Genomic DNA, 23,362 nt, shown 5'->3' with positions numbered 1-23,362 from the left:
AAGACGGCGGCCCGCCGGGGAAGTCCCCGGCGGGCCGCCGCAAGAGGCCGTGCGGTGTGCTCAGCCGCGCTGGATGCCCGAGGTGTCCTGCAGGAGACCGCGACGGCCGTCCTGCGTCTGCGCCACGAGCGCCTGGCCGCGCTGCTCGACCGCCAGGTACCAGGTGCCGGGCGCGAGCTCGGCGATCTGGTTCGGCGAGCCGTCCTCGGCGAACAGCGGGCGGTTGACCGGCACCGCGAACCAGAACGGGGCGAAGTCGCCGCCGGCCGCCGGAGCCGGCTGGGCCGCGGCCGCCGGCTGCGGAGCCGGGGCGCCGCCCGCCTGCGGCTGGGCCTGCGCCGGACCGGGCTGCGGCTGGGCACCGTAGGGCTGCGGGGCCTGCGCACCGTAGGGGGCCGGGCCGGCACCGGGCTGCATGCCGCCCGGGCCCGGGTAGCCGTAACCCTGCGGGGCACCGTAGGGGGCCGCCGCGGGCTGCGGAGCACCCATCAGCGGGGCCTTGAGGGCCGGGGTGCGCGGGGTGAGCGCGGCCACGACGGCGAGCACGAGGTTCGCGATGAGCGCGAGGATCTGGCCGACGCCGGGCGAGATCTGGTCCACGTCCGGGCCACCGAAGATCGTCCACAGCGAGGACCAGGCGGCGAACACGGCGAGCGCGATGCCCCACTGCTCCAGGCCCAGCCCGACGAGCTTGCGCCCCTCCGGCTGGAAGCGGGCGGCGACGATCAGGGCGGCGGCGATGATCCCGGCGAGGAAGATCGACGGCAGTACGGGGAAGAGTTCAGGCTTCCAGCCGATCGGCTCCTTGGGGCAGTTGATCGCCGACCCGCAGTCGTACGAACGGAAGCTGAGGAACGAGGCGATGAACAGCAACACCGCTGCTCCGGTCACCACGCCGTCGCCTCTAGTGAGGGAGCGGATGTTCACCTAAAATCCTTTGTCAGTGCTTGTCGGGGCTGTCGTTGATATGTCGCTGTCGCCGGTACGCGAGATGCCGGGGGCGCGAGGGCGCGGGGGTGGCGGCCACCCATCGTACGGGGAACCTATCGCCCGGGAGCTCCGGGCGTCTCCTTCGTATCACCCTCGTGACACGGCCGTGGCCTGCTGGTACTTACCCGCGCAGGAAGTCCTTGATGCCGTCCGCAATACCTTGCGCCGCCTTTTCACGCCATGTCGCATCAGTGAGCTGGGCCGCGTCCTGCGCGTTGCGCATATTGCCGCATTCGATGAAGACCTTCGGAATCGTCGAGAGATTGAGACCCCCGAGATCGCCCCGCGTGTCGAGCCCCGTTCCCTTGCCGATGTAATTGGACGGGGCACTGCCGGTCGTGCGCACGAAGTTGCCCGCGATGCGCGCGCCCAGCTCCTTCGACGGCCCCACGATGGGCGAGGTGTCGGCGCGTCCGCCGCGCACGGCGGCGGGCAGGATCACATGGAAGCCGCGGTCGCCGGCGCCGGCGCCGTCCGCGTGCAGGGACACGGCGGCGTCGCCGTGCGCGGCGTTCCCGATCTCGGCGCGCTCGGTCACGCACGGCCCGTACGGCCGGTCCCCGTCGTGGGTCAGCACGACCTTGGCGCCCTGCGCCTGCAGGATCGTCCGCAGCCGGTGCGCCACGTCCAGGGTGAAGGCGGCCTCGGAGTAACCGGAGTTGGTCTCGGTGCCGGTGGTGTCGCACTCCTTGTGGCCGGTGCCGATGTCGACCTGACGGTTGATCTCGGCGGTGTGCTGGGCGTTGCGCGTGTTGTGGCCCGGATCGACGACGACGACCTTGCCCTTGAGCGGCCCGTCCGCGGCGCCCTCCGCGGCCGCGGGAGCGGGCGCGGAGGGGGAGGGCGCGGCGCTGGTGGCCCCGGCCGTGCCGGACGGCGCCTCGGACGGCTGGGGGCGGGGCGCGGGGCGGCCGTCGGCGGACGAGGACGCGGCGACGGGCTGCCGTCCGGCGTCGTCGGCGGCCCCGTCCCCGGAACCTCCCCCGCCGCCCGAACAGCCCGTCAGGCCGGCGGCCGCCAGGAAGAGCGCTGTCGCCCCGGCGAGGAATCGCGGGGATATCGGGGAACCACTGGCGTTGGACACGCGGGCGATGCTAGCGCTGCCGCTCAGATTCCGAGACCGGTACGCCGCAGTACGCGCAGGGAGCGCGTCACAGAGACCTCGGTGAACGCCCCTGACGCAAGGGCCCTGCGGTACACCCGGTACGGGGCCTGGCCGCCGTCGGCGGGGTCGGGGAAGACGTCGTGGATGACGAGCAGGCCCTCGGGCGCGAGGTGCGGCGCCCAGCCCTCGTAGTCGGCGGTGGCGTGCTCGTCGGTGTGCCCGCCGTCGATGAACACCAGCCCCACCGGCGTGCCCCAGACCTTCGCCACCTGGGGCGAGCGCCCCACAACCGCGACGACGTGCTCTTCGAGGCCGGCGCGGTAGAGGGTGCGGCGGAAGGTGGGCAGCGTGTCCATCCGGCCGACGCCGGGCGTCCCGTCCACGACCTCCGGGTCGTGGTACTCCCAGCCGGGCTGCTGCTCCTCGCTGCCGCGGTGGTGGTCGACGGTGACGGCGACGGTGCCGCTTTCGCGGGCGGCGTCGGCGAGGAGGATGGTCGAACGGCCGCAGTACGTCCCCACTTCCAGCAGGGGCAGGCCGAGGCGCCCGGCGTCGCGGGCCGCCGCGTGGAGGGCGAGGCCCTCGTCCACCGGCATGAATCCCTTCGCGGCCTCGAAGGCGGCGAGTACGTCGGGCTTGGGTGGCATGGGGTGTCCCCGTCCTGTGCGTGTCCGGCTGCGGCCGTGGGCCATTTTTCCCCAGCCCCGCCCCTTCCCGTAACCGGGGGCTCCGCCCCCGGACCCCCGCTCCTCAATCGCCGGAGGGGCTGATTTTCAGCCCTACAGCCACCCGTTCTGGCGCGCCGCGCGCACGGCCTCCATCCGGTTGCGGGTCCCGGTCTTCCCGATCGCCGCCGACAAATAGTTCCGCACCGTCGCCGGCGACAGGTGCACCTTCGCCGCGATGTCCACGACCGTCGCCCCGTCCACCGCCGCCGACAGCACGTCCCGCTCCCGCTGCGTCAGCGGATTCGGGCCCGCGCTGAGCGCGGCCGCCGCCAGGGCCGGGTCGATGACGCGCTCGCCGGCCAGGACGCGGCGGATGGCGGCCGCGAGGTCCTCGACGGGGCCGTCCTTGACGAGGAAGCCCGAGGCGCCCGCCTCCATGGCGCGCCGCAGGTAGCCGGGGCGCCCGAAGGTGGTGAGGATCAGCACCCGGCACTGGGGCAGCCGCACCCGCAGGTCGGCGGCCGCGTCCAGGCCGCTGCGGCCGGGGAGTTCGATGTCGAGCAGGGCGATGTCGGGGCGGGTCTCCAGGGCCTGCGGAAGGATCTGGTCGCCGCTGCCCACCTGGGCGACGATCTCCATGTCCTCCTCCAGACCGAGCAGCAGTGCGAGCGCCCCGCGCATCATCCCCTGGTCCTCGGCCAGCAGAATCCTGGTCAGCTCGCTGCTCACGCGGCCCGTTCCTCCTCGTCGTTCTCGTCCACCGGGAGTTCCGCCACGAGGCGGAACCCGCGCCGCCCGTCCGGCCCGGACGTCAGCGAGCCGCCCGCGGCGGCCAGCCGCTCGGTCAGGCCCTTGAGGCCGTTGCCGCCCGTGCCGGGTGCCGTGCCCGGTGCCGTCTCCGCGTCCGACCCTACGCCGCGCCCGTCGTCGCTGATCTCCAGATGGACCCGGTCCGGCTCCCCGCGCACCTCGATGGCGCACTTGCCCGCCCCGCTGTGCCGCACCACGTTGGTGACGCCCTCCCGTACGACCCACCCGAGCAGCGCCGCGGTCTGCGGCGGCAGCGGGGGGCCGGACTGGCGGATGTCGGCTGTGATGCCGGAGGCGTCGAGCAGGGACCGCGCCCGGTCGAGCTCGGTGACCAGGCTCCCCTCGCGGTAGCCGGTGACGGCCTCGCGGATCTCGGTGAGGGCCTGGCGGCCCACCGCCTCGATGTCTGCGGCCTGGCCCATCGCCGCGTCCAGGTTGCGGGGCGCCAGGCGGCGCACCGCCTCCGCCTTGACCACGACGACCGACATCGTGTGGCCCAGCAGGTCGTGCAGGTCGCGGGAGAAGCGCAGGCGCTCGCGCTCCACCGCGGCGTGCGCCAGCTGCTCGCGCGTGGCCCTCAGCTGGGCGACGGTCTCGGAGAGGTTCAGGATCGCGGACGCGACGAGCCCGGACAGCGACGTGCCCCAGGCGATGGCGAGGACGTTCTCCGTGCCGCTCTGCGCGGACAGGATCACCCCGACCGTGATGCCGTAGCCGCCCATGGCCACCGACAGCCACCGCCCCCGGTTGCGCAGCACGATGCCGGCCACCAGCGACAACAGCGGGAAGAACAGCAGCCAGTCGCCGCCGTACCCGATGGACATCGCGTACGTGAGGGCCGTCAGCCCGCCCAGCAGGACCAGCGGGAGCGGCGTCAGGCAACGCTCCTCGTCGAGCCCGACGACGACCGCGGTGACGTAGAGCGCGAGGAAGACCACGAGGCCGCCGGCGGCGAGCCACGGCAGCGCGACCTCGCCCCGGCAGAGGTCGACGACGTCGCCGGTGAGTATGAACAGCCAGGGCATGAACGTCGCCGGTGTCGGCCGCTTCGGCGGCTGCACCCCTCCCAGCAGGCCGGGCCGTCCGCGCCCGCCCTTCACCACGGTGTCTTCCATGCCACCGACCCTACGGAATCCGGCCGTACGCCCCGTAGGCGCGGATGTCCCCGGCCGCCCATGACATTTGTCTTCCCCCGCCCTGCGCCATCGGCTATACAGGAAGGCCGCGCCGGGTGGAACGCGTTCTAATCCTCGGTCCTCGTCAGACGGGAGCACGGAACTCCATGCCCATCGACCCCGCCAAGGCCACCGCCGCCGCCCCCACCACGGTCCCCCTCGCCTGGGACCACAAGGACGTCCTGCTCTACCACCTGGGCATCGGAGCCGGGTCCCGTCCCGACAGGCCCCACCCCGCCACCGACCCCGACGAGCTCCGCTACACCCTGGAGAGCCGGCTCCACGTCCTGCCCTCCTTCGCGACCGTCGCCGGCGGCGGCCGGACCGTGGCCGCCACGCTGTCCATGCCCGGCATCGACGTCGACCTCGCCGCCGTGCTGCACGGCGGACAGTCCGTCACCCTCCACCGCCCGCTGCCCGTCCGCGCCGCCGACGCCACCGCGACCGCGCGCGTGGCCGCCGTCCACGACAAGGGCAAGGCGGCCGTCATCGTGCTGCGCACGGACGTCGCCGACGCCGACGGCCCGCTGTGGACGTCGGTCAGCGAGATCTTCGTCAAGGGCGAGGGCGGCTTCGGCGGCGAACGCGGCTCCGGCGAACGCCTGGAGACCCCCGCCACCGAGCCCGACCTGACCGTCGACCGTCCCGTCCGCGAGGACCAGGCCCTGCTCTACCGCCTCTCCGGCGACTGGAACCCGCTCCACGCCGACCCCGAGTTCGCGGGGCTCGCCGGTTTCGGCAAGCCGATCCTGCACGGCCTGTGCTCGTACGGCATCGTCCTCAAGGCCGTCGTCGACACCGCTCTCGGCGGCGACGTCTCCCGCGTGCGCTCGTACGCCACCCGCTTCGCCGGCGTCGTCTACCCCGGCGAGACCCTGCGCGTGCGCATCTGGCGCGACACCCCCGGCCCCGGCCGCATCCAGGTCACGGCCACCGCCGTGGAGCGCGGGGACGCGCCCGTCCTCACCGACACCGTCGTCGAGCACACCTGAGCCCGCACCACCCCGGCGCACCGATCCGGCACACCACCCCCGCGCGGCCGCCCGAAGCGGCCGGCGCAGCGCAGGTGACACCGAAGGGAGCAGCCCCATGCGTGCCGCCGTTCAGCAGAAGACCGGTCAGGACCTGCTCGACGTGCTCGACGACGTCGAAGCGGTCGGCTTCGGCCCCGGCAAGGTCAGACTGCGCATCCGGGCCGCCGGACTGTGCCACTCCGACCTCTCGGCGATGTCCGGGGTGCTGCCGCAGCCCGCGCCCTTCGTTCCCGGTCACGAAGGCGCGGGCGACGTCGTCGAGGTCGGCGAGGGCGTCACGCACGTCGCGCCCGGCGACCGCGTCCTCGTGTGCTGGCTGCCCGCCTGCGGCAGCTGCCCCTCCTGCCGGCGCGGGCAGAGCCAGCTGTGCCTGGCCGGGTTCATGAACTCCGGCACCCCCAACTTCCGGCACCGCGCCACCGACGTCTTCGGTTTCGCCGGCACCGGTGCGTTCGCCGAGGAACTCGTCGTCGACGCCGGATGCGCGGTGCCCGTCCCCGACGACGTCCCCTACGAGATCGCCGCCCTCCTCGGCTGCGGCGTCACCACGGGACTCGGCGCCGCCCTGAACACTGCGCGGGTGACGGCCGGTTCGTCGGTCGCCGTCATCGGCTGCGGCGGCGTCGGCATCTCCGTCGTCCAGGGCGCCCGCGTCGCGGGCGCGGCGCAGATCCTCGCCGTCGACCCCGTGGAGAGCCGCCGCGAGGCCGCCCTGCGCTTCGGCGCCACCGAGGCCGTCGCCCCCGAGGGGCTCCCCGGGACCAAGGCCCGCCTCACCGGCAACGAGGGCTTCGACTACGTCTTCGAGGTCGTCGGCAAGTCCGCCACCGCCCGCACCGCCTACGAGGCCACCCGGCGCGGCGGCACGCTGTGCGTCGTCGGGGCGGGGGCGCTGGACGACCACCTCCAGCTCAACATGTTCGAGCTGTTCTTCGACGAGAAGAGGATCCTGCCGTCGCTGTACGGCGGCGGCGACGTCCTGCGTTCCTACGAGCGTGCCATCGCCCTCTGGCGGGCCGGCCGCATCGACCTCGAAGGTCTGATCACCCACCGCGTGCCGCTCGCCCGCATCAACGACGCCGTCGAGCAGATGCGCACGGGCGAGGCGCTGCGCACCTGGATCACGATGTGAGACCGCTGCCCGGGACCGCTGCGACACCCGACCGGAGAGGGGACCACCGGCCATGCTGAACGGTGCCACCGCCGTCGTCACCGGCGCCGGCCGCGGCCTCGGCCGCGCCGAGGCCCTCGAACTCGCCCGCCTCGGCGCGAACGTCGTCGTCAACGACTACGGCCGCCCCGGCCGCGACGGCTCCGGCGAGACGTCCGCGGCCCCCGCCGAGGAGGTCGCCGCGGAGATCCGGGCGGCGGGCGGACGGGCCACGGCCCACTGCGGCGACGTGTCCGACTTCGAACAGGCCCGCGAACTCGTCCAGTTGGCCGTCGACACCTACGGGGCGCTGGACGTCCTCGTCAACAACGCCGGCATCCTGCGCGACCGCATGGTCTTCTCCATGACCGAGGACGAGTGGGACGCGGTCGTCCGCGTGCACCTGAAGGGCCACTTCAACACCACGCGTTTCGCCGCCGCGCACTGGCGGGACCGTTCGAAGGCCGCGGGCGGCGCACCCGTCCACGGACGGATCGTCAACACCTCGTCGGAGGCGTTCCTGGCCGGCTCGGCCGGACAGCCGAACTACGCGGCGGCCAAGGGCGGCATCGTGGGGCTGACGACGTCGACGGCCGCGGCGCTGGGCAAGTACGGCGTGACGGCGAACGCGATCTGCCCGCGGGCGCGGACGAGGATGACGGAGGACGTCTTCGGCGCCGCGGTGGCCGGGGGCGGCACCGACCCGCTCGCGCCCGGGCACGTCTCGCCGCTGGTGGCGTACCTGGCGTCACGGGCCGCGGGGCGGATCACCGGGCAGGTCTTCGTCGTGCACGGCGGGCTGGTGGCCGTGATGGAGAGGCCACGGGTGGGCGCGCTGTTCGAGGCGAAGGGCGAGCGCTTCGCGGCGGAGGAGCTGGACGCGACCCTGACCCCTTATTACGCGGAACGTGCGGAGGGCGAGGGCTTCGCGGCGCCGGAGGTGCTGCGGCTGAGGCGGGGTCAGCGGGGATAGCCGGGCCCGTCCCGCCCCTTCCCGTGAGCGGCGCTGCGCCGCAGGGCACGGCCCCGGTCACGGGAAGGTCGGGCAGGAGGAGGAGTCGGCGGACTCCGGGTCAGTTCGCCTGCGGGCGGCGGTGCTTGCCGGGTGCGGGGGCCGGGGCAGCGGGGGATTCGTCCGGCGAGGCCGGACCGCGGTGCCTGCCGGAGCCGGCGGCTGCGGCCTGGGCGGACGCCTCTGCGTGGCGCGCCTCGGTCGTGTCGGTTCGGGCATCGGGCATGGGGAAGTCACTCCGTCGGATGGGGATGCGTGCTCTGCGCGTGCGCGTCGGGGCCACAGCAGTGGCGTACCGCGCCGCAGGCACCCCGGGTGCCCGGCCGGACAGCTGTGCGGCCCCCGCCCGAGTCTAACGGGACCTTGATCATCGAGCCACCCGTGCCGAAGGCGTGTCCGTCCGTTACGGCGTACGGGCGCAGGGCGCCTGCTGCAGCGGAACGGGCCGGGGAGCCGGCACCGAGGCGGGCTCGTCGTCCGCGTCCGCATCGGTGCCGGCGTCGTCGGGGGCCGGCCGCGAGGTGCTGGACGTCGCGGCCGCCGCGCCCGCGCCCGGCACCAGGACGTCCCCGTCCTGCGAGATCCGCAGCCGCGCCAGTCCGCACGGCACCGTCGCCGTGACGAACGGCAGTTTGAGCTCCCCGCCGGCCGTCCACAGCCCGGCCCCGGCCAGCCAGCCGGCCGGGCCCTGGAACTGCTGCAGCTGCTTCTTCGCCGGCCGCCACACCCCCACCCAGCTGGTCGTGGCGCCGGGGACGGCCGGGCCGGGCGGCGCCGCGTCGATGCGGAAGGCCACCGAGCTCGCCTCGGGCGTCAGCCCCTGTCCCGGCTGGGCGGCGAAGGGGGTGAGCGTCGTGTCGGCCAGCAGCAGGCACTCGGGGAAGCGCACCGGGCGGGCGGAGCCGAGCACGCCCCAGCCGACCCGGTCGACGCCGGGCGCGTCGGACCGGACGATCAGCAGCCCGCTGTCCGGCTCGGCCAGCAGCAGGCGGTCGTTGCTCTTCTCCGCGATCTGCAGCAGCGGGCTCGTCTCGCCGCCCCGCCCCAGGTCGACGACGACGGCCTTCGTCAGCCCGTCCAGCTCCCGGTCCAGCGCGAGGAGCCGCCCCGAACGGTCCAGCCAGGCGCCGCCCTCGCACAGCCCGGGCACCGTCGCCAGGAGCTCGGGGCCGGTCGTGCCGCCGTGGACGCGCCAGAGGGTGGTCTGCTGCTCGCCGTGCACGAGGGCGTAGGCGGACGAGCCGTCGGGCGCGGGCGGCAGCAGGGACAGCCGCGGGCACTCGATCGCGCCCAGCGGCAGCTCGCCCGTGCCCGGCCCGGCGGGGTAGAGCAGCGAGAGCGCGAACCGCTCGGCCACCCGGCGCCGGATCAGCACCCGGCCGTCGGTCAGCGGCAGCACCTCGCTGTCGGGCTCCTCGGGCTGGCTGCCGGGCAGCGACACCGCGTAGGGCTCCGGGCCGTCGAGGGTCCAGCGCTCGGGGAACCAGCCGTCGGTGCCCTGGCCGAGAGCCAGCCACGCCGCGTACGACCCGTCCACCGTGACGGTGAACGCCGAGCGCCGCATGTCCGCCGGAGAAGCACTCCGCGGGGTGGTTTGAGCGGTGCCCTGGGCGCTGTGAGGAGCACAGACCGTCATGAGAAACGTCACCTCCGGCACAGAACGTAGTTATCGCGCTCGCCACCGCACCTCGCCACCCCCGGCGCTTCACGCGTAAGGGTGTGTCTTGTTTCGTTCGGCTGAGGAATGGGGGGTGTGTGTGCTGTGCTGACCCCGGCTATTAAGGTAAGGCGAACCTAAGCGGTCCTCGGACGTGGCTGACCTGGCCCTCTTGACCGGTCCCCCACCCGCCGCCCGCCGCCCGCTGCCCCCACCCCCGTCAGGAGCCCCCCATGTCCCTGCGCCGCCGCGGCACCGCCGCCGTCGCCCTGTCCGCAGCCGCCGTGCTCGTGCTCACCGCGTGCGGCTCGTCAGACGGCGAGGACAAGGCGGGCAAGGACGGCGGCGCGGGCTCCAAGAGCGTCGCGCAGGGCGGCAAGGACTTCGGCAAGGCCGCCGAGCAGACCGCCAAAATGGGCACCGACGCCCAGCCCGGGCAGTTCCCGCGCACCGTCACCCACGCCCTCGGCAGGACCGAGATCAAGGAGAAGCCCCGGCGCGTCGTCGTCCTCGACGTCGGCGAGCTCGACAACGTCGTCTCCCTCGGCATCAAGCCCGTCGGCTGGGCCTCCAGCGAGGGCAGCAAGGACATCCCGGAGTACCTGAAGAAGGACATCGGCGAGCCCAAGAGCGTCGGCACCATCAGCAACCTCAACCTCGAAGCGATCAACGAGCTCAAGCCCGACCTGATCCTCGGCAGCAAGCTGCGCGCGGAGAAGACCTACAAGGACCTCTCCAGGATCGCCCCCACCGTCTTCTCCGTCCGCCCCGGCTTCACCTGGAAGGAGAACTACCTCCTCAGCGCCGCCGCGCTCGACCGGACGGCCGACGCAAAGAAGCAGCTCGCCGCGTACGAGGCCAAGGCGAAGAAGCTGGGCGAGGACCTCGGCGAGAAGAAGCCGACGATCACCATGCTCCGCTACATGCCGCAGTTCACCCGCCTGTACGCGCAGCAGTCCTTCATCGGCACCATCCTCAAGGACGCCGGCCTGCCCCGGCCGAAGAACCAGCAGGTGGACAAGCTCGCCGAGGAGATCAGCCCGGAGAACATCGACCGGGCCGACGCCGACTGGATCTTCACCGGCGTCTACGGCGACCCGGAGAAGACCAAGCGCGACGCCGCCGAGGACAACCCCCTGTGGAAGACCCTGACCGCCGTCAAGGAGGGCCGGGCCAAGAACGTCCCCGACGAGACCTGGTACCTGGGCCTCGGCGTCACCGCGGCGAACAGCGTCCTCGACGACCTGCGCGGTTTCCTGGTCAAGTAGCGGGGCTCGCGAGCGGCCGGCAGCACGCGTCAGTGAAGTACGGGCACGGGGACAGGTAGCCTTTCCCCGTGCCCGTACTGTCTGAAGTCATCGCCGCCCTCGACGCCCTGTGGCCCCCGGAGCGGGCCGAGCAGTGGGACGCCGTCGGTACGGTCTGCGGCGACCCCGACGCCGCCGTCACCCGGGTCCTCTTCGCCGTCGACCCCGTCCAGGAGGTCGTCGACGAGGCCGTGCGGCTCGGCGCCGACCTGCTCGTCACCCACCATCCGCTCTACCTCCGCGGAACGACGACGGTCTCGGCCGGCACCTTCAAGGGCCGCGCCGTGCACACCCTCATCAAGAACGACATCGCCCTGCACGTCGCGCACACCAACGCCGACCGCGCCGACCCCGGCGTCTCCGACGCCCTCGCCGGCGCCCTCGACCTGCGCGTCACCGGCCCCCTCGTGCCCGACGCGACCGACCCCGCCGGCCGCCGCGGCCTCGGCCGCATCTGCGAGCTCGACCCGCCGATGAGCCTCGCCGACTTCGCCGACCGCGCCGCCAAGCGCCTGCCCGCCACCGCGCAGGGCATCCGCGTCGCCGGCGACCCCGCGCGCACGATCCGCACCGTCGCCGTCTGCGGCGGCTCCGGCGACTCCCTCTTCGACGAGGTACGGGCCACCGGCGTCGACGCCTACGTCACCGCCGACCTGCGTCACCACCCCGCCTCCGAGGCCCAGCAGCACAGCCCCCTCGCGCTGGTCGACGCCGCGCACTGGGCCACCGAGTGGCCCTGGACCGAGCAGGCCGCGGCCCAGCTCGACGAGATTTCCGACCGGCACGGCTGGGGCCTGCGCACCCACGTCTCCCGTACGGTCACCGACCCCTGGACCGCCCACGCGGCATCGTCCGCTCACAACCACTAACAGGAGCCCCCAAATAAACGCCGCGCCCGCCGACCAGATCCGCCTCCTCGACCTCCAGGCCCTGGACGTCCGCCTCACCCAGCTCGCCCACAAGCGCAAGAGCCTCCCGGAGCACGCCGAGATCGTCACCCTCGAAGGCGACCTCTCCCAGCACCGCGACCTCCTCGTCGCCGCGCAGACCGAGGAGAGCGACTGCGCCCGCGAGCAGACCAAGGCCGAGCAGGACGTCGACCAGGTCCGTCAGCGCGCCGCCCGCGACCAGCAGCGCCTGGACTCCGGTGCCGGCATGTCCCCCAAGGACCTGGAGAACCTCCAGCACGAGGTCGCCTCCCTCGCCAAGCGCCAGGGCGACCTGGAGGACGTCGTCCTGGAGGTCATGGAGCGCCGCGAGGCCGCCCAGGAGCGCGTGAAGGAGCTGACCGGCCGCGTCGAGTCCGTCCAGGCCAAGGTCAACGACGCCCTCTCCCGCCGGGACGCCGCCACCGTCGTCATCGACGACGAGGTCGCCACCGTCACCAAGGAGCGCGAGGTCGTCGCCGCCTCCATCCCGGCCGACCTGATCAAGCTCTACGACCGGCTGCGGGAGAAGCAGGGCGGCATCGGCGCCGCGCGCCTGAACCAGCGCCGCTGCGAGGGCTGCCGCCTGGAGCTGGACATCACCGAGATCAACGAGATCCGCGCCGCCTCGCCGGACCAGGTCGTCCGCTGCGGGAACTGCAGCCGCATCCTGGTCCGCACCTCCGAGTCCGGCCTATAAGCCCCGTGGCCCCTCGCTTCATCGTCGAGGCGGACGGCGGTTCCCGGGGCAACCCGGGCCCCGCCGGCTACGGCGCGGTCGTCCTCGACGCCGCCAGCGGCGAGGTGCTGGCCGAGGCCGCCGAGTACATCGGCACGGCGACCAACAACGTCGCCGAGTACAAGGGCCTCATTGCCGGCCTCGAAGCCGCCGGGGCGATCGACCCGGACGCCGAGATCCAGGTCCGCATGGACTCCAAGCTCGTCGTCGAGCAGATGTCCGGCCGCTGGAAGATCAAGCACCCGGACATGAAGCCGCTCGCCGCCCGGGCGAGGACGCTCTTCCCCGCGGGGCAGGTCGCCTACGAGTGGATCCCGCGCGAGAAGAACAAGCACGCCGACCGCCTGGCCAACGAGGCCATGGACGCCGGCAAGGCCGGCCGCCAGTGGGAGCCCGGACGCTCCTCCGCCGGCCTCGCCGTCGCGGCCTCCGCGGGTTCGGGTGCCGGGGGCGGGTCCGCGACCGGCGTCGCGGCCGCCCTTGAGGTGCCCGCCGCCGAGCCGCTCGCCGAGCCCAAGGCCGCACCCGTCGGCTGGGCGGCCCCCGCCGACCTCGGCGCGCCCACCACGTTCGTCCTGCTGCGCCACGGCGAGACCGCCCTCACCCCGCAGAAGCGCTTCTCCGGCAGCGGCGGCACGGACCCCGAGCTGTCGGCCCCCGGCCGCCGCCAGGCCGAGGCGGCCGCGGCCGCCCTGGCCGCCCGCGGCACCATCCAGGCCGTCGTCACCTCGCCCATGCGCCGCTGCCGGGAGACCGCCGAGGCCATCGCCACCCGGCTCGGCCTCGACGTCCGCGTCGAGGACGGCCTGCGCGAGGCCGACTTCGGCAGCTGGGAGGGCCTGACCTTCGCCGAGGTCCGCGAGCGATTCCCCGAGGACCTCGACGCCTGGCTCGCCTCCTCCAAAGCCGCCCCCACCGGCGGCGGCGAGAGCTTCGCGACGGTCGCCCGCCGCGTCGCCGTGGCCCGGGACAAGCTCCTCGCCCGCTACGCCGGCCGCACGGTGCTGCTCGTGACGCACGTGACGCCCGTCAAGACGCTCGTACGCCTGGCCCTCGGCGCGCCGCCCGAGTCACTGTTCCGCATGGAGCTCTCAGCAGCCTCGCTGTCGGCCGTCGCCTACTACGCGGACGGCAACGCCTCGCTGCGGCTGCTGAACGACACGTCGCACCTGCGGTAGGTACGGAAGGGCCCCCGTTGCGGAAGCAACGGGGGCCCCTCGTCGTCGGGCCGGCGCGCCTACGGGACGGGCTCCACGTGCCCGCACGTGCCGCAGACCCACAGCGGGCCCTCGGAGTCGTACTGCTGCCACGCCGTCCGCAGGCAGCGCGAACAGCCGGTGGTGACGATCCCCATCCGGGGACTTATGACGGGCGGTTCCGGGGTCGTGTCGGCGTACTCGATGATCTGTGCCCTGACCCGGTCATCGGTCGTATTGGCCATCCGGAGCAGATGTGCGACTCGCGAGCGTGCTTCGTCAACGAAATCGTTCATGGCGGCAGCAGGTTATCGCCCCGCCGGTCACCGGCGTTCACATGTTGTCAGTGAACCGCCCGTTGGTGTCGCCCCATGGCGTCGGCCATCGCGGCCGCGGTATGCGCGTCCTGCTCCCGGACCGCCTGCGCGCGCCGCCGCTTGATCTCCGCGCACTCCGCGCACCGCCCCGTCAGCAACCGCCGCAACCCGGCGACGATCTGCTGCGCCACCTCTACGCGGAGCGGCGGAAACGTCACATATCCGGTGCCGCTGACCGGCTCGCCGGCGGTGATGTGCAGGGCCCAGCCGTGCTGACGGCACACGGCCTGCAGTTCGGTGGCTGTCTGGGCGGAGACGCGACGCAGGTCGGCGTCGGAGGGGATGGGCGCCATCGGGTTCCTCGTGCTTGGCAGGGAAATCACCCCATGTGGGTGACCAACTCGCTGTTGTCACTACAGAGTTCCGTGTGCCGCCTTACGCTCACAACGTTTTGCACGTGCCATGGGCAAGCTGTCACAGGGGGCGACGACGTGAAGCGACGCAACGGCAACGGCGGGGGCGGAGCGGCCACGACGGCGGCGGTGTTCGGGGAGGTGCTGAGGCACCACCGGGAGGTCGCGGGGCTGACGCAGGAGGAACTGGCGGGGAAGATCCCGTGCGACCGGTCGCTGGTGGCGAGGGTGGAGGCGGGGAGCCGGGTTCCGCAACGCCACTTCGTGGTGGCGTGCGATCGGCTGCTGGGGGGTGCCGAGATGTTCGTCAAGCTCTGGGAGAAGATCGACTGGTACCCGCACACGACCCATCCCGACTGGTTCAGGCGACGGGTGGAGATGGAGGCGAAGGCGACGGTTCTTCGCGCCTACGAGACGGACGTGATGCCGGGACTGGTGCAGACCGAAGAATATGCACGGGCTCTGCTTTCCCAGATCTTCACGGGCCGCGAACTGGACGAACGGGTGGCGGCCCGAATGAGCCGGCAACAAGTCTTCCTGAAGTCCGACGGTCCGCTTCTCATGCTGGTCCTGGACGAGAGCGTCATTCGCAACCTCGTCGGGAGCAGCGCTGTGATGCGTGATCAGTGTGCGCAGCTCCTGCTGGCCGGCGAGCGGCCGAACCTGCGTGTTCAAGTAGCGCCGTTCAGCCTGCCGTTGACCAAGCCGAAGAGTTCGATGTCGTTGATTACCCTCCCCGGTGAGGAGACCTGGATCTACTCGGAATCCCTGGAGGTGGGGCACTTCACCAATGATCCGGCGCTTATCACTCGGTACGCCAGGATCTATGATGTGCTCAGAGCTGACTGCCTCTCAGGCTCTGATTCTGCCGCCCTGATCAGCGATGCGATGAAAGGGTACGGGCGCGATGACAGCATGGCGCAAGAGCAGCTACAGCGGGCACGACGCGGGCGACTGCATAGAAATAGCCCCCGATATCCCCGGATTGGTCCCGGTAAGGGACAGTAAGGCCGCCCCCCAGGGCCCGGAGCTGGTTTTCCCGGCCCCGGCCTGGGCGGCCTTCGTCGCGGACGTCAAGCGTGGTGCCCTCTAGGCGTCAGCCGTCCTGGCGTTGGACGAGGTCACCGTCGACCCTGGCGCGCTTCACCGTCTGCTCGCCGGGGCCCGCCATCGTCTGCTCGATCGCGCGGCCTTCGACGTCCTCGAAGTGCTGGCGGCGCTCGGCCCCGCGCTCCGCCACCGTCAGCCACGCCTGGAGGCCGCCGCCGACGACGACCAGCACGGCGGTGCAGATCCCCCAGGCCAGCGACCACTTCTGCGTCAGCATGCCGGTCGCGACGTTCACCGCCGCCGCCATCACAACGGTTCCCGCGGCCGCCAGTGCTCGTTTACCGTGTAACCCCATCGCATACTCCCTGTGATCCACGCAACAGAGCCAGTCTCCATCACCGGGGGAGCGCATGCGCAGACATTCGCAGCAATCAGTCACGAGGGCGAAGGTGGGGCGCGACCTGGTCCAGATCCAGGTCGTGGACGGACGGCAGGTCACGGACACCGACCGTGCCGCGCGCGGGCTGCGCGAGGAGGTCCGTAAGCGGGTCAACAACGAGGTCTCGCGGCGCAGGCTGGAGCACCCGGAGCCGATCAAGGTCCGGTGGTCGCCCAGCGGGCGGCCGGTCCAGTCGTCGGCGGAGGTGCTGGGGACCGAGGGCCTGAGCCGGCAGGGCGACGTCACCCAAGTACCGGATTTCTTCCGCAGCCTGCCCCGGCGGCAGCTGGTGGTGCTGGGGGCGCCGGGGGCGGGGAAGAGCGTGCTCGCGCTGCTGCTCGCCCGGGAGCTGCTCGCGTCGTGGGAGGACGGGGAGCCGGTGCCGGTTCTGCTGTCGCTGTCGTCCTGGAGACCGGCGGTCTCGTTACGCAGGTGGATGGCCCGGCGGCTCAGGGCGCTCAGCCCGGACCTCGACAAGGTGACGGCGCAGCGGCTGGTCGACGAGGGCAAGGTGATGCCCGTACTGGACGGCTTGGACGAACTGCCCGCGGCACTGCACGCCCGCGCGGTGAAGGAGATCGAGACGGCTGTCGCCGAGGACGTACCGCTGCTGGTGACCTGTCGTGCCGCCGAGTACGAGACCACGGTGGAGGCGACCGGCGACTACCTCACCAGAGCCGCCGTCGTGGAACTCGAATCCGTGAAGCCCGAGGCGGCGATCACCTACCTCGAACACTCCAAGGTGCCGGAGGACCGCCGCTGGGACGGGGTCTTCAAGGCCCTGCGGAGGACTCCGAAGAGCCCGGTGGCGGCGGCGTTGTCGTCCCCGCTGATGCTGGACCTGGCGCGCACGGCCTACCGCGCGGGCTCGACCGACCCGGGGGAGTTGCTGAGGGGGAAGCGGTTCGGGAAGCGGCGTGACATCGAGTCCCATCTGCTGGAGAGGTATCTCCCCACGGTCTACGCCGAGTCGGCGGACACGCGGTACAAGTCCGAGCAGGCCAGACGGTACCTGGAGCTCATCGCGCGCCGGATGCGCCGCGACGGCACGTCCGACTTCGCCTGGTGGCAGATCGACTCGTTGATCACGGGGCCTCTGGTCGGTACGGCTTACGGCTGCGTGTGGGGGTGGTTCTTCTCCCTGCTGTTCGGGCCGGGCGTGGGTGTGGTGGCCGGGGTGCTGTCCGGCGGGTGCGGCTACGTCGCGTACGCCGGGGTCCGGAGCGGGCGCAAGCAGGTGTACATCGCGAAGGACGCGCTGCACGGCCCGCGGGCCACCCTGCTGCGGTACGGGCTGCTGGGAGTGCTGTCGGCCCTGGTCGTGGCCTGTGTCGTGGGGGTGGTCGTCGGCTGCTGGCTGCGTAGTGCGGTGCACGTTCCGGCGGGGACCGCGTGGGAGTACGGCCTGCTCGTCGGCGGGGGGCTCGGCTCGGCCACGCTGCTCGGGTCGGCGTGGGGCGCGTACCAGCTGTCGCGCGCGTGGTTCGGGCTGACGAAGCGGCTTCCGCCGCGGCTGATGCGGTTCCTCGACGACGCGCACGAGTTGGGGGTGCTGCGGCAGACCGGTGCCGTCTACCAGTTCCGCCACGCGCGGCTGCAGGAGCAGCTGAGCGGCGGGGGCCGGCCGCCGAAGGGTTCGGTCCTGGAGGTCGAGTGGGACGCGCGCTGGAACTGGAAGCCGCTCCTGCCCTTCGTGCCGGCGGCGTCGCAGTTCGGCTTCGCCCTGATGGGGCTGATCATCGTGGGGCTCGTCAGCTACATGGCCTCCAGTGGTGTGGGCCTCGACCACCGCTCCGGTGCGAAGCCCGACATCAGCGTGTCCGCCCAATGCAACAACGACACCACCGGCCAGACGTGCTACTCCCTCAGGACGCTGTCGTGGACGGTACCGGCCGGCTCGTCCGTCGCGACGGAGCTCGGGGCGTCGGCCCGTCGTTCCGTCTCCGTCCTCGGACTCGGCGGTGGGATGGAGGCCCGCGGCTGCGCCAAGGCGTCCGTCGAGGTCGGGGTGCGCCTCAAGGGGCGCGACGGGCGGCCGGTGGTCGTGAGGGTGGGGCAGCGCAGCCCTTCGGAGAAGGCGCGGGCGCTGCCCGGCGCCCTGCGGTTCCAGGGCGAGCTGCCGGTCTCCGTCACGCTGCGCAGGCTGGACCGGGAACCCTGCGACGTGCAGTTCGCCTGGACCGAACCGGAGCTCACGGCCGACATCTACGCGTACGCCAGAGCCCGGTTCGGCGTCGCGGGCTGACGCCTACAGCTCGGTGACCACGACGTCCAGGGCCCACGGCGTGCCGCGCTTGGCCGGGGCGTCGCCCTCGACCGCGTAGCCCAGCCCACGCAGGGCGTCGGCGAGCTCGCGGGGGGAGGCGGGCTCGTACCCGGCGGTGAGGAGGTCGCGCACGAGGCGGCCCTTGGTGGCCTTGTTGAAGTGGCTGACGACGGAGCGCTTCTCGACGCCGTTCACGGTCTTCGACTGCAGCACGCGCACGGTCGCCGTGCGCTCGGCCAGCTCGCCCTTGGGCTTCCAGGCCGTCGCGTAGGCGGCGGAGCGCAGGTCGAGGACGAGTCCGTCGCCCGCCGCCTCGGGAAGGGCCTCGGCCATGGGGGCGCGCCAGTGCGCGCCGAGCGCGCCCAGGGCCGGGAGCTTGACGCCCATCGAGCAGCGGTAGGAGGGGATGGCGTCGTCGATGCGCACCGCGCCCCACAGGCCGGAGAAGACGAGCAGCGAGCGGCCGGCGGCGCGGCGGGCGGCGGCGCCGAGGCCGGCGATGCCGAGGGCGTCGTAGAGGACGCCGGTATAGATCTCGCCGGCGGGGCGGGTCGGCGCGGTCCGCAGGGCGGCGTTCTTGGCGATCTCGCCGCGCAGGCCGGGGCTGAGGCCGAGGACGCCGGCGGCCTTCTCCTCGTCGCCGGCGCACAGCTCGGTGAGCTCGTCGAGCACGGCCCGGCGGTGGTCGGTGAGGGCGGGCAGGGAGAGCGAGCCGAGCTCCAGCGCCGGTCCGGCACCTCCGGTGGCCTTCCCCTCGGACGGCGGCAACAGCACGAGCACGGTGTGAATCTCCCCATCGGAACGTCGCGGATCCGTGCCACCCTAACGCCGTCGCGTCGTGACGCCGTCCGCCCCGGCGCCGTCCCGCCCTGACGCCGTCCGCCTCGCTCGCCGTGCCGCCCGCCGGTGCCGCCCCTAGGCTCGGGATCATGCCCCGCCGCCCGATCCGCGTGACGGACACGGAGCGCCATCCGCTTCTGTCGGCACTGCGTGAGGTACGTGAGAGGGCGCACGTGCCGGAGGGCTTCCCGGCCCGGGCGCTCCAGGAGGCCGAGCAGGCCGCGCGGCGCCCCCGCATGCCCGCGTACGACGCCACGGACGTTCCGCTGTTCACGGTCGACCCACCGGGGGCGCAGGACCTCGACCAGGCCATGTTCCTGTCCCGGCGGAGGACCGGGGGCTACCGCGTGCACTACGCGATCGCGGACGTGGCCGCCTTCGTCCGGCCGGGCGGCGCGCTGGACCAGGAGGCGCACGAGCGGGTGATGACCCTGTACTACCCGGACGTGCGGGTGCCCCTGTACCCCGAGAGCCTGGGCGAGGGCGCCGCGAGCCTGCTGCCGGACCACGACCGGCCGGCCGTGCTGTGGCAGCTGGACATGGACACGGACGGGAAGGTCGTGGCCACGGACGTGCGGCGGGCCGTGGTGCGCAGCCGGGCGCGGCTGGACTACGCGGGCGTGCAGCGGGCCGTCGACACCGGCACGGCCGAGGAGCCGCTGTCGCTGCTGCGGGAGATCGGGGCGCGGCGGCAGGAGCTGGAACGGACGCGCGGGGGGATCTCGCTCAACGTGCCGGAGCAGGAGGTGGTGCCGCGGGAGGACGGCGGCTACGGGCTGCACTACCGGGTGCCGCTGCCGGCGGAGGAGTGGAACGCGCAGATCTCCCTGATGACGGGCATGGCGGCGGCCCGGCTGATGCTGGACGCGGGGACGGGCATCCTGCGCACGCTGCCCGCCGCGCCCGCGGGGGCGGTGCAGAGGCTGCGGCGGGTGGCGAAGGCGCTGGGCGTCGGGTGGCCCGAGGGGATGCCGTACCCGGTGGTGGTGCGGGCGCTGGACCCGCACCATCCGCAGCACGCGGCGTTCCTGCAGGAGTGCACGACGCTGCTGCGCGGCGCCGGCTACGTGGTCTTCGACCGTGACCGCCCCACCACCCACCCGGTCCCCGCCGACCCCGTGCACGCGGCGCTGGCGGCCCCGTACGCCCACTGCACGGCGCCGCTGCGCCGCCTGGCCGACCGCTACACCAGTGAGCTGTGCCTGGCGGCGTCCGTGGGGCTGGACGCCCCCGAGTGGGTGCGCACGGCGCTGGACGGGCTGCCGGCCACGATGGAACGCGGTGCGCGACGGGCGGCGGAGGCGGAGCGGGAGTGCGTGGACCTGGTGGAGGCGGCGCTGCTGCGCCACCGCATCGGGGAGGTCTTCGAGGGCTACGTCGTGGACGTCGTCGAGTCCCGTCCCACGGCGGGCACGGTCCACCTCTACGACCCGGCGGTGGTCGGCCACGTCGAGGGCGACGGCGACGGCCCGCCGCTGGAGCTGGGCCGGCGCATGCGGGTCCGGGTGATCGAGGCGGACCCGGGCCGCGAAAAGGTCTGGTTCGCCCCGGCGTGAGCGGCCGGTACCATGGTCGACACGGTGGATGAGCCGGCCGGGCGGCCGCGTGGGACCTTCAGGGGTCCCCCGAGGAACGTCCGGGCTCCATACGGCAGGGTGGTGGGTAACGCCCACCCGGGGTGACCCGCGGGACAGTGCCACAGAAAACAGACCGCCGGAATCCTCGGATTCCGGTAAGGGTGAAACGGTGGTGTAAGAGACCACCAGCGCCTGGGGTGACCCAGGCGGCTAGGTAAACCCCACCCGGAGCAAGGTCAAGAGGGGCCGTTTCCGAACGGCCCTGCGCGGACGACCGAGGGCTGCCCGCCCGAGTCCGCGGGTAGACCGCACGAACCTGGCGGCAACGCCAGGTCTAGATGGATGGCCGCCTCCCCGAGGGCCGCAAGGCCCCCGGGAGACAGAACCCGGCGTACAGGCCGACTCGTCCACCGCCTGAGCGACAGGGCCCCCGATCTGCGAACGTGCAGGCCGGGGGCCTTTCGCTTGCGCGTGGGCGCCGCTGCGTCAGGCGTCCCGGCCGTCCTCGTCGATCGCCTCGGCCACCACGGGGCGGAGGTGGCGCAGGGGCGGGGGGAGCCGGGACAGGAGCCAGCGCTCCAGGTGCCTGCCGGGGTCGTCCCGGGAGGTGGTCCCCTCGGTGACCCGGCCGGCGAAGACCCGGACCACCGTGTCGCCGTCCGTGACGGTGAAGCCGCGGTAGCCCAGCCCCGGGCTCCGGGGCCGGCTCACGGGGCCCGTGGGCGGGAGAGCGGCCGTGAGCGTGCGGAACTCCTCGGCGGCCCCGGGGCCGAGATGCCAGCGCGGAGCGGGGCAACCGCTGAACAGGTCCAGTTCCACCAGCATCGGTCCCTCCTCACTCCCCTCTTCACCCCGCCCGGCCCCGGCCGGCGACGTCCGGCCCGGTCACCTGATGACGACCGAGCGTCCGGCGTAGAAGTATCCACAGAAGTCGCGGTAATTTCCGCGGTTGCAGGTTTCCGGGTTGGTGATCCGGTTACCGCTGTTGTCGTAGTCCCGGGCCTGCGTCGATCCGGGCTTGTGTCCCCAGAAATTGCCGCTCTGGATCCGGTACCAGTGGAAGTCACGGCCCGGCCAGACGACAAGCGCAGTGAGCCAGCGGGGCTTCTCGCTGTCCGGCAGGCATTGGAAGCGGCGGACGAAACCGTCGGCGAGCGTGGCCTGGGTGACGTTCGGGCAGGCCATCGTCCCGGTCTGGGCGCCGTGCGCCCGGCCGGGCTGGGCGAAGGTGTCCGTGCGTATGTTGCGCGCGTAGTTGTAGCAGTTGTTGTACGGCTGCACTTCCGGGCGGTTCCAGAAGGCGGGGTTGAACTGGCCGTATTCGATGTAACAGGTGGCGGCCGGTTCGATTTCCCGGCCGGTGGTGCGCAGCGGGTGCGCGGGAAGCGCCGGGGACCGGGTCCAGGCCGGCGGCCCGGCCGCGAAGGCGTCGAGCTCGCCGAGCACCAGCTCGCGCAGTTCGTCGTCGAGCGGGGTCTGCTCGTGCTCGGCCAGCTGCGTGTCCGCGTGCCGGGTCATGCCCTCCACGACCCGGCGGGCCAGCTCGGCCGAGCGGCCCGGGTTGCGGGCGCCCAGGGTGCCCAGGGCGAAACTGCGGGGTACGGACTCGGGCCAGGGCTCGTCGTCGCTGACGGCGGAGACCACCACTTCGCGATATCCGAGACCGTCGTATCCCGCCCCCGGAATCCCCACCGCTTCTTCCGCTGCATCGGCCACCTCCGATAACAGGTTTCTCACCGCACTCTCGTCGGTGATGATCCAGGACGGGTCGGGACGGCCGGAGAAAATGCTGACGTCGATGCGCAGCATGTCGCCACTCCTCATCTGCCGGGAGAATCGATGCCTTTGTTGGTAGCAGTGGCAGGTGAGCAGGGTCAATCAGTTGAACAGAAGTGATATTGAGCCACTCCGATTACGGGCCCGACGTACGGTCGGCAGAATTAAACGGAGTTAAGGAGTCCGGGCAATTTGAATGCCGAATTGCCGTCCGGGGCAGCTGTCGGCGGCTTTATGGCACCGCCGGGTGAATCAGTAGGCGGTGACGCTGACGACGACCAGCTTCAGCAGCCGAGGTGCGAGCAGGTACTCGAACATGCCGCCCGCGACGTAGGAGACCTGGGCGTCGGAACCGCCCTCGTGGCGTTCCCCCGAGATGTACAGGGTCTCTGCGGCACGGAGTAACTCCTCGCACCGCTCCTTGATCTGGCCCGCCAGCTCCGGACCGAGGTCCAGCTCGGTCTCCGCCCACCAGTACTCCCAGGCCCAGCCGTCGCTCACTCGCCGACCGCCCGCCGGGCCGCCGCCTTGATGCCGGCCACCTCTCGCGCGGCGCAACGCATGGTCTCCTCGTCCGTGGCCGTCCGGACCAGGCGCTCGGCTTCATGGAGACGGCGGGCGACCACTGGGTGACGTTCGATCTCTACCGTCACCGCCCAGCGCAGCAGGAAACCGTTGACAGGGCCCACGGACTGGGTTTCCGCTGCCAGCGTGAGGACCTCGTCCCGCTCGGCCTCCAGCAGGGGGAGCTTCGCCGGGGCCACGCGAGCCAGGGCTTGTCTGAGGGCGGAAATCGTTCTGTCGGGACGCTCGATGGTCGGCTCGTCGCCGTGTTCGACCGGGTGCGCGCTCATGTGGCTCCCTTGCGTCAGCGAGATCGTGACCGGCGCCTGCTGTGTGGGTACACAGTAGCCA

26 protein-coding genes and 1 other RNA gene are annotated in these 23,362 nt (G+C 72.6%); 12 read left to right on the top strand and 15 right to left on the bottom strand.

Translation table 11 applies throughout. The features are described 5' to 3' along the window. Positions 1-60: 60 nt before the first annotated feature. The 5 genes from LE181_RS21815 to LE181_RS21795 all read right to left on the bottom strand — a co-directional run bounded on the left by LE181_RS21815 (position 61) and on the right by LE181_RS21795 (position 4,688). Positions 61-927, bottom strand: a complete 867-nt coding sequence (locus LE181_RS21815) for a DUF5336 domain-containing protein (protein ID WP_225663132.1) — start codon at positions 925-927, stop codon at positions 61-63. Positions 928-1,111: 184 nt separating this feature from the next. Next, on the bottom strand, positions 1,112-2,074 hold the full coding sequence (locus LE181_RS21810) for an N-acetylmuramoyl-L-alanine amidase (protein ID WP_225663123.1): 963 nt from the start codon (positions 2,072-2,074) through the stop codon (positions 1,112-1,114). 23 nt (positions 2,075-2,097) lie between these two features. Beyond that, the gene (locus LE181_RS21805) at positions 2,098-2,742 is read right to left on the bottom strand and encodes a class I SAM-dependent methyltransferase (RefSeq protein ID WP_225663116.1); all 645 of its coding nucleotides are present in this window, start codon (positions 2,740-2,742) and stop codon (positions 2,098-2,100) included. A 132-nt stretch (positions 2,743-2,874) separates the two neighbouring features. Next, positions 2,875-3,480 carry a response regulator transcription factor gene (locus LE181_RS21800; protein WP_225663198.1) on the bottom strand — a complete coding sequence of 202 codons (606 nt, stop codon included), beginning with the start codon at positions 3,478-3,480 and terminating at the stop codon, positions 2,875-2,877. Positions 3,481-3,488: 8 nt separating this feature from the next. After that, entirely contained in the window at positions 3,489-4,688 is a 1,200-nt protein-coding gene (locus LE181_RS21795; protein WP_225663109.1) for a sensor histidine kinase, read from the bottom strand. A 167-nt stretch (positions 4,689-4,855) separates the two neighbouring features. Between LE181_RS21795 and LE181_RS21790 the strand changes: the two genes are divergently transcribed. The 3 genes from LE181_RS21790 to LE181_RS21780 all read left to right on the top strand — a co-directional run bounded on the left by LE181_RS21790 (position 4,856) and on the right by LE181_RS21780 (position 7,905). Next, the gene (locus LE181_RS21790; protein WP_225663102.1) at positions 4,856-5,740 is read left to right on the top strand and encodes a MaoC family dehydratase; all 885 of its coding nucleotides are present in this window, start codon (positions 4,856-4,858) and stop codon (positions 5,738-5,740) included. Positions 5,741-5,837: 97 nt separating this feature from the next. After that, complete coding sequence (locus tag LE181_RS21785) at positions 5,838-6,914, top strand: Zn-dependent alcohol dehydrogenase (RefSeq protein ID WP_225663094.1); 1,077 nt, start codon at positions 5,838-5,840, stop codon at positions 6,912-6,914. 52 nt (positions 6,915-6,966) lie between these two features. Further along, on the top strand, positions 6,967-7,905 hold the full coding sequence (locus LE181_RS21780; RefSeq protein WP_225663092.1) for a 3-oxoacyl-ACP reductase: 939 nt from the start codon (positions 6,967-6,969) through the stop codon (positions 7,903-7,905). Between the two features lie 100 nt (positions 7,906-8,005). Here LE181_RS21780 and LE181_RS21775 read toward each other — a convergent pair whose 3' ends face one another. Together LE181_RS21775 and LE181_RS21770 are read right to left on the bottom strand one after the other, a co-directional pair. Then, complete coding sequence (locus LE181_RS21775; RefSeq protein ID WP_225663084.1) at positions 8,006-8,170, bottom strand: hypothetical protein; 165 nt, start codon at positions 8,168-8,170, stop codon at positions 8,006-8,008. 177 nt (positions 8,171-8,347) lie between these two features. Next, positions 8,348-9,580, bottom strand: coding sequence for a hypothetical protein (locus LE181_RS21770; RefSeq protein WP_372458447.1), 1,233 nt, complete (start codon positions 9,578-9,580; stop codon positions 8,348-8,350). Between the two features lie 254 nt (positions 9,581-9,834). On the opposite strand from LE181_RS21770, the gene LE181_RS21765 reads away from it, so the two are divergent. From LE181_RS21765 to LE181_RS21745, 4 genes are all read left to right on the top strand, one after another. Beyond that, positions 9,835-10,869, top strand: coding sequence for an ABC transporter substrate-binding protein (locus LE181_RS21765; protein ID WP_225663075.1), 1,035 nt, complete (start codon positions 9,835-9,837; stop codon positions 10,867-10,869). A 68-nt stretch (positions 10,870-10,937) separates the two neighbouring features. After that, positions 10,938-11,777, top strand: coding sequence for a Nif3-like dinuclear metal center hexameric protein (locus tag LE181_RS21760; protein ID WP_225663073.1), 840 nt, complete (start codon positions 10,938-10,940; stop codon positions 11,775-11,777). Positions 11,778-11,790: 13 nt separating this feature from the next. Further along, positions 11,791-12,534 (top strand): zinc ribbon domain-containing protein, encoded by a 744-nt coding sequence (locus LE181_RS32495; protein ID WP_308103185.1) that lies wholly within the window; start codon positions 11,791-11,793, stop codon positions 12,532-12,534. Between the two features lie 5 nt (positions 12,535-12,539). After that, on the top strand, positions 12,540-13,751 hold the full coding sequence (locus tag LE181_RS21745) for a bifunctional RNase H/acid phosphatase (protein WP_225663055.1): 1,212 nt from the start codon (positions 12,540-12,542) through the stop codon (positions 13,749-13,751). A gap of 59 nt (positions 13,752-13,810) precedes the next feature. On the opposite strand, the gene LE181_RS21740 is transcribed toward LE181_RS21745, so the two are convergent. Both LE181_RS21740 and LE181_RS21735 read right to left on the bottom strand, forming a co-directional pair. Next, positions 13,811-14,014 (bottom strand): hypothetical protein, encoded by a 204-nt coding sequence (locus LE181_RS21740; RefSeq protein WP_225663047.1) that lies wholly within the window; start codon positions 14,012-14,014, stop codon positions 13,811-13,813. Positions 14,015-14,112: 98 nt separating this feature from the next. Further along, entirely contained in the window at positions 14,113-14,439 is a 327-nt protein-coding gene (locus LE181_RS21735) for a hypothetical protein (RefSeq protein ID WP_225663045.1), read from the bottom strand. Positions 14,440-14,577: 138 nt separating this feature from the next. Here LE181_RS21735 and LE181_RS21730 point away from each other — a divergent pair, with 138 nt between their 5' ends. After that, a complete protein-coding gene (locus LE181_RS21730) occupies positions 14,578-15,507 on the top strand; it encodes a helix-turn-helix domain-containing protein (protein WP_225663043.1) in 930 nt (309 codons plus the stop codon). After that, positions 15,458-15,592: a DUF397 domain-containing protein gene (locus tag LE181_RS21725; protein ID WP_308103183.1), complete on the top strand. Its 135-nt coding sequence runs from the start codon at positions 15,458-15,460 to the stop codon at positions 15,590-15,592. The genes LE181_RS21730 and LE181_RS21725 overlap by 50 nt, the downstream gene beginning before the upstream one ends. 3 nt (positions 15,593-15,595) lie before the next feature. Here the strand turns inward: LE181_RS21725 and LE181_RS21720 are convergent, their stop codons facing one another. Then, positions 15,596-15,904, bottom strand: coding sequence for a hypothetical protein (locus LE181_RS21720; RefSeq protein WP_225663041.1), 309 nt, complete (start codon positions 15,902-15,904; stop codon positions 15,596-15,598). Positions 15,905-15,998: 94 nt separating this feature from the next. Between LE181_RS21720 and LE181_RS21715 the strand changes: the two genes are divergently transcribed. Then, positions 15,999-18,233, top strand: a complete 2,235-nt coding sequence (locus LE181_RS21715; RefSeq protein WP_225663039.1) for an NACHT domain-containing protein — start codon at positions 15,999-16,001, stop codon at positions 18,231-18,233. A gap of 3 nt (positions 18,234-18,236) precedes the next feature. Here LE181_RS21715 and yaaA read toward each other — a convergent pair whose 3' ends face one another. After that, positions 18,237-19,034: a peroxide stress protein YaaA gene (gene yaaA, locus LE181_RS21710; RefSeq protein ID WP_225663031.1), complete on the bottom strand. Its 798-nt coding sequence runs from the start codon at positions 19,032-19,034 to the stop codon at positions 18,237-18,239. 149 nt (positions 19,035-19,183) lie between these two features. Here yaaA and LE181_RS21705 point away from each other — a divergent pair, with 149 nt between their 5' ends. Both LE181_RS21705 and rnpB read left to right on the top strand, forming a co-directional pair. Then, a complete protein-coding gene (locus LE181_RS21705; protein WP_225663022.1) occupies positions 19,184-20,650 on the top strand; it encodes an RNB domain-containing ribonuclease in 1,467 nt (488 codons plus the stop codon). A 29-nt stretch (positions 20,651-20,679) separates the two neighbouring features. Further along, positions 20,680-21,081, top strand: an RNA gene (gene rnpB / locus LE181_RS21700) — RNase P RNA component class A. 76 nt (positions 21,082-21,157) lie between these two features. On the opposite strand, the gene LE181_RS21695 is transcribed toward rnpB, so the two are convergent. The 4 genes from LE181_RS21695 to LE181_RS21680 all read right to left on the bottom strand — a co-directional run bounded on the left by LE181_RS21695 (position 21,158) and on the right by LE181_RS21680 (position 23,301). Next, positions 21,158-21,496 (bottom strand): hypothetical protein, encoded by a 339-nt coding sequence (locus LE181_RS21695; RefSeq protein WP_225663015.1) that lies wholly within the window; start codon positions 21,494-21,496, stop codon positions 21,158-21,160. A gap of 60 nt (positions 21,497-21,556) precedes the next feature. Beyond that, the gene (locus LE181_RS21690) at positions 21,557-22,480 is read right to left on the bottom strand and encodes a hypothetical protein (RefSeq protein WP_225663007.1); all 924 of its coding nucleotides are present in this window, start codon (positions 22,478-22,480) and stop codon (positions 21,557-21,559) included. A 219-nt stretch (positions 22,481-22,699) separates the two neighbouring features. After that, on the bottom strand, positions 22,700-22,948 hold the full coding sequence (locus LE181_RS21685) for a hypothetical protein (protein ID WP_225663005.1): 249 nt from the start codon (positions 22,946-22,948) through the stop codon (positions 22,700-22,702). Then, positions 22,945-23,301 carry a hypothetical protein gene (locus tag LE181_RS21680; protein WP_225663003.1) on the bottom strand — a complete coding sequence of 119 codons (357 nt, stop codon included), beginning with the start codon at positions 23,299-23,301 and terminating at the stop codon, positions 22,945-22,947. The genes LE181_RS21685 and LE181_RS21680 overlap by 4 nt, the downstream gene beginning before the upstream one ends. Positions 23,302-23,362: the final 61 nt, after the last annotated feature.

The organism is Streptomyces sichuanensis (assembly GCF_020328095.1).
GTDB lineage: Bacteria > Actinomycetota > Actinomycetes > Streptomycetales > Streptomycetaceae > Streptomyces > Streptomyces cinnamoneus.
Note: the sequence above shows the minus strand (reverse complement) of the source record. Positions and strands in the feature narration are given on the sequence as shown.

Coding starts and splice junctions, on each gene's coding strand:
- LE181_RS21805 (WP_225663116.1), bottom strand. CDS start 2,742: ATGCCACCCAAGCCCGACGTACTCGCCGCCTTCGAGGCCGCGAAGGGA.
- LE181_RS21795 (WP_225663109.1), bottom strand. CDS start 4,688: ATGGAAGACACCGTGGTGAAGGGCGGGCGCGGACGGCCCGGCCTGCTG.
- LE181_RS21790 (WP_225663102.1), top strand. CDS start 4,856: ATGCCCATCGACCCCGCCAAGGCCACCGCCGCCGCCCCCACCACGGTC.
- LE181_RS21785 (WP_225663094.1), top strand. CDS start 5,838: ATGCGTGCCGCCGTTCAGCAGAAGACCGGTCAGGACCTGCTCGACGTG.
- LE181_RS21780 (WP_225663092.1), top strand. CDS start 6,967: ATGCTGAACGGTGCCACCGCCGTCGTCACCGGCGCCGGCCGCGGCCTC.
- LE181_RS21775 (WP_225663084.1), bottom strand. CDS start 8,170: ATGCCCGATGCCCGAACCGACACGACCGAGGCGCGCCACGCAGAGGCG.
- LE181_RS21770 (WP_372458447.1), bottom strand. CDS start 9,580: ATGACGGTCTGTGCTCCTCACAGCGCCCAGGGCACCGCTCAAACCACC.
- LE181_RS21765 (WP_225663075.1), top strand. CDS start 9,835: ATGTCCCTGCGCCGCCGCGGCACCGCCGCCGTCGCCCTGTCCGCAGCC.
- LE181_RS21740 (WP_225663047.1), bottom strand. CDS start 14,014: ATGGCCAATACGACCGATGACCGGGTCAGGGCACAGATCATCGAGTAC.
- LE181_RS21735 (WP_225663045.1), bottom strand. CDS start 14,439: ATGGCGCCCATCCCCTCCGACGCCGACCTGCGTCGCGTCTCCGCCCAG.
- LE181_RS21720 (WP_225663041.1), bottom strand. CDS start 15,904: ATGGGGTTACACGGTAAACGAGCACTGGCGGCCGCGGGAACCGTTGTG.
- LE181_RS21705 (WP_225663022.1), top strand. CDS start 19,184: ATGCCCCGCCGCCCGATCCGCGTGACGGACACGGAGCGCCATCCGCTT.
- LE181_RS21695 (WP_225663015.1), bottom strand. CDS start 21,496: ATGCTGGTGGAACTGGACCTGTTCAGCGGTTGCCCCGCTCCGCGCTGG.
- LE181_RS21690 (WP_225663007.1), bottom strand. CDS start 22,480: ATGCTGCGCATCGACGTCAGCATTTTCTCCGGCCGTCCCGACCCGTCC.
- LE181_RS21680 (WP_225663003.1), bottom strand. CDS start 23,301: ATGAGCGCGCACCCGGTCGAACACGGCGACGAGCCGACCATCGAGCGT.